Annotated in this window: 3 protein-coding genes; 2 read left to right on the top strand and 1 reads right to left on the bottom strand. The window is 71.2% G+C overall.

What is annotated here, in order from left to right; translation table 11 throughout:
* Positions 1 to 110: 110 nt before the first annotated feature.
* Positions 111 to 2,366 (top strand): primosomal protein N', encoded by a 2,256-nt coding sequence (locus K2X24_RS12025; protein ID WP_292498252.1) that lies wholly within the window; start codon positions 111 to 113, stop codon positions 2,364 to 2,366.
* Positions 2,367 to 2,419: 53 nt separating this feature from the next.
* On the top strand, positions 2,420 to 2,779 hold the full coding sequence (locus K2X24_RS12020; RefSeq protein WP_292498250.1) for an STAS/SEC14 domain-containing protein: 360 nt from the start codon (positions 2,420 to 2,422) through the stop codon (positions 2,777 to 2,779).
* 56 nt (positions 2,780 to 2,835) lie between these two features.
* On the opposite strand, the gene K2X24_RS12015 is transcribed toward K2X24_RS12020, so the two are convergent.
* Positions 2,836 to 3,231, bottom strand: a complete 396-nt coding sequence (locus tag K2X24_RS12015) for a hypothetical protein (RefSeq protein WP_292498247.1) — start codon at positions 3,229 to 3,231, stop codon at positions 2,836 to 2,838.
* Positions 3,232 to 3,461: the final 230 nt, after the last annotated feature.

Genomic DNA, 3,461 nt, shown 5'->3' with positions numbered 1-3,461 from the left:
GGGTTGCGCTGCTTAGAAGCCAATGCGCCCCGGAGGCAATCTGCGAGCACCATCGCGTTGACGTCCAGTTGCACCTATATTCCGGTTATGTTCCATCAAAGCCCCGACCGATGCCCTGCGTCGCCGAGATCCTGATCCCGCTGGCGCTGGACAGCGCCTACAGCTACGCCGTGCCGGCCGGGCTCGACCTCTCGGTCGGCGAGGTCGTGCAGATTCCATTGGGCCCGCGCGAGACGGTGGGGGTGGTCTGGGGTGTGCGCCAGAGCGCCGGCGGCTCGAACCTGCGCCCCGTCACCGGCCGGATCGACGTGCCGGCCCTGCCCGATGCGCTTCGCGAACTCGTCGACTGGCTCGCCCGATACACCCTGGCGCCGAAGGGCTCGGCGCTGGCCATGGCCCTGCGCCTGCCCGACGAGGCGGCCCTCACCGAGACGGTGCGGGTCGGCGTCCGCGCCTCCGGCAAGACCCCGGCCCGGCCGACGGCCGCGCGCAGCAAGGTGCTGGCCGTGGCGGCCGATGGAGCGATGCGGGGCAAGAGCGCGCTGGCCAAGGAGGCCGGCGTTTCCTTGAGCGTCGTGGACGGCCTCATCGACGACGGCGCCCTCGAGGCGGTGGCCCTGGCGCCGGAGCCCGTCGCCCAGCCGCCGGACCCGGACCACGCCCGCGTGCCCCTGTCGGAGGCGCAGGAGGCGGCGGTGCGGGAACTCGTCGCGCTGATGAACCCCGCGCCCGACGCGCCGCCGCCCACGGACGCCATCGGGGATCCTCTGCCGGCACCCGCCGCGGACGGCAAGGTCGCGCCGCCGGGCGCCGAGGCGAAGGCGCCCACCGTGCTGCTGGAGGGCGTCACCGGCTCGGGCAAGACGGAGGTGTATTTCGAGGCGGTGGCCGATTGCGTCCGCCGCGGCCACCAAGCGCTGATCCTGATGCCGGAGATCGCGCTGACCGCGCAGTTCCTCGACCGGTTCGCCGAGCGCTTCGGCGCGCGCCCGGCGGCCTGGCATTCGGGCATCGGGGGCAAGCGTCGCGAGCGCATCCGCGCCGGGGTCACGGCGGGCGAGATCGCCGTGGTGGTGGGCGCGCGCTCGGCCCTGTTCCTGCCCTTCGCGGATCTCGGCCTCATCGTCGTCGACGAGGAGCACGAGGCCGCCTACAAGCAGGAGGACGGGGTGCATTACCACGCCCGCGACATGGCGGTGGTGCGCGGGCGGATCGAGAACTGCCCGGTGGTGCTGGCCTCCGCGACGCCGTCCATCGAGACCCGGGTCAATGCCGAACGCGGGCGCTACCGGCGCATCGCCCTGCCGGAGCGCTTCGGCGGGCGGCGCCTGCCCGACATCGCCGCCATCGACATGCGCGCCGACAAGCCGGAGCGCGGGCGCTTCATCGCCCCGGCCCTCGTGGCGGCCGTGCGGGAGACCGTGACCTCGGGCGACCAGGCGCTCCTCTTCCTCAACCGGCGGGGCTATGCGCCGCTCACCCTGTGCCGGGCCTGCGGCCACCGCTACCAGTGCCGCAACTGCTCGACCTGGCTGGTGGAGCACCGCTTCCGCCGGGCGCTCGTCTGCCACCAGTGCGGCTACGCGGAACGGCGCCCGGAATCCTGCTCGGAATGCGGCACCTTCGACAACCTCACCCCCTGCGGCCCCGGGGTGGAGCGCATCGCCGAGGAGGTGGCCGAACTGTTTCCGGACAAGCGCGTCATCGTGCTGTCGAGCGACTTCCCCGGCGGGGCCGAGCGCCTGCGGGCCGAACTCCAGACCGTCGCGGAGGGCGGCTGCGACATCGTCATCGGCACGCAGCTCGTCGCCAAAGGCCACAATTTCCCGCACCTGACCCTGGTGGGCGTTCTCGACGCCGATATCGGCCTGACCTCCGGGGATCCCCGCGCGGCCGAGCGCACCTTCCAGCTGCTGCAACAGGTGACGGGCCGGGCCGGGCGCGGCGAGAAGCCGGGGCGCGCCCTGCTCCAGACCTACCAGCCGGATCATCCGGTGATCGCCGCGCTGCTCTCGGGCGATTCGGAGCGCTTCTACGAGGAGGAGATCGGCGCCCGCGAGGCCGCGGGCCTGCCGCCCTTCGGGCGCCTGGCCGCCCTCATCGTCTCGGCGAACGAGCGCGAAGTCGCCGAGGCCCACGGACAGGCGCTGGCCCGGGCCGCCGAGCCGCCCGACGGCGTGATGGTGCTCGGCCCGGCCGAGGCGCCCCTGGCGCTGATCCGCGGCCGCTATCGGTTCCGGCTGCTGGTGAAGACCGAGCGGTCCATCGACCTGCAGACCTATCTGCGGGCATGGCTGGCGCGCGGCCCGAAGATTCGCGGCAACGTGAAGGTCGCCATCGACGTGGACCCGCAGAGTTTCCTATAACGCTCGCACGACGTTCGCTCGGGTCGCGTTCGACCCCCTAAGGAGTGCCCCACGTGCTGACCTACACCAAGAAGCCGGATTCGAGCGTCGCCGAGATCGTGGTCGACGGCCAGATCACCGACGCCGACATGAACACCGTCATCACCGCCATGCAGGCCGACCTCGACAAGGGCGGCAAGCTCAAGCTCCTGGAGGACGTGCGCGACTTCAAGGGCATGGAGCCGGCCGCCTTCTTCAAGGATCCGCGCTTCGGCCTCGCCATGATGAAGGGCGTCAGCCACGTCGCCCTGGTGACGGACGCGTCCTGGCTGCGGATGATCGCCGACACCTTCGGCAAGGTCTCGCCCGCCCAGATCAAGACCTTCGACCGCGCGCATATCGAGGAAGCGCGCAAGTGGCTCGCGGCCGCCTGATCTGAAGCGACCGCCTAAGCGAAGACGGAATCCCCTCGGGGTTCCGGACTTCGGCCCTACTCCGCCTGGGCGGTCCGCGTCGTCTGGCGCCGGGCCGTCCAGCGCCCCGAGCACAGGGACGACACCTTCCAGGTGCCGCCGCCGGTCTGGGCCTGGAGACGACCCGAGACCGCGCCCGACGCAGTGCCGTTCGAGACGTTGAGACCCACCGTGCCGTCCGGCCCGACGCGTCCGTTCAGGGTGGCGCCGGCCGCCGCGGAGGTGAGGCGCACCTGGCCCTCCCGCACCGAGACCGCGTAGGTGTACCGGCTGTCGCAGACCATCCCGCTCTCGGTGACGAGTTCCACCGACCAGGCCCCGTTGAAGTTTCCGCCGTCTCGCGCGGCGGCCGGGATCATCGCGGGCGAGGACAGGCCGGCTCCGAGCGCCAGGACAACCACGAGCTTGGACATGCATCTTCCTTAAGCGATGACGCCCGTCCGAAGCTCAGCGGCAAGGCTGGCCCGGTGACGTCTCAAGCAGACGATCAGGTGAGAATGCACACACCATACCGATCGAAGCGGCAGGATTGTGACAGGCACCGTGATGCGACATCGGGCAGCCTCGCAAAGCCCGCCTGAACTGTCGATGACTGCGGCCAAGCGGTGCTTGTGCTGGTCAGTCGTCTCGCACGGCCAAGGTC

Origin of the sequence: Methylobacterium sp., from assembly GCF_019750675.1 — a bacterium.
In the GTDB taxonomy this organism is placed as follows: domain Bacteria; phylum Pseudomonadota; class Alphaproteobacteria; order Rhizobiales; family Beijerinckiaceae; genus Methylobacterium.
Note: the sequence above shows the minus strand (reverse complement) of the source record. Positions and strands in the feature narration are given on the sequence as shown.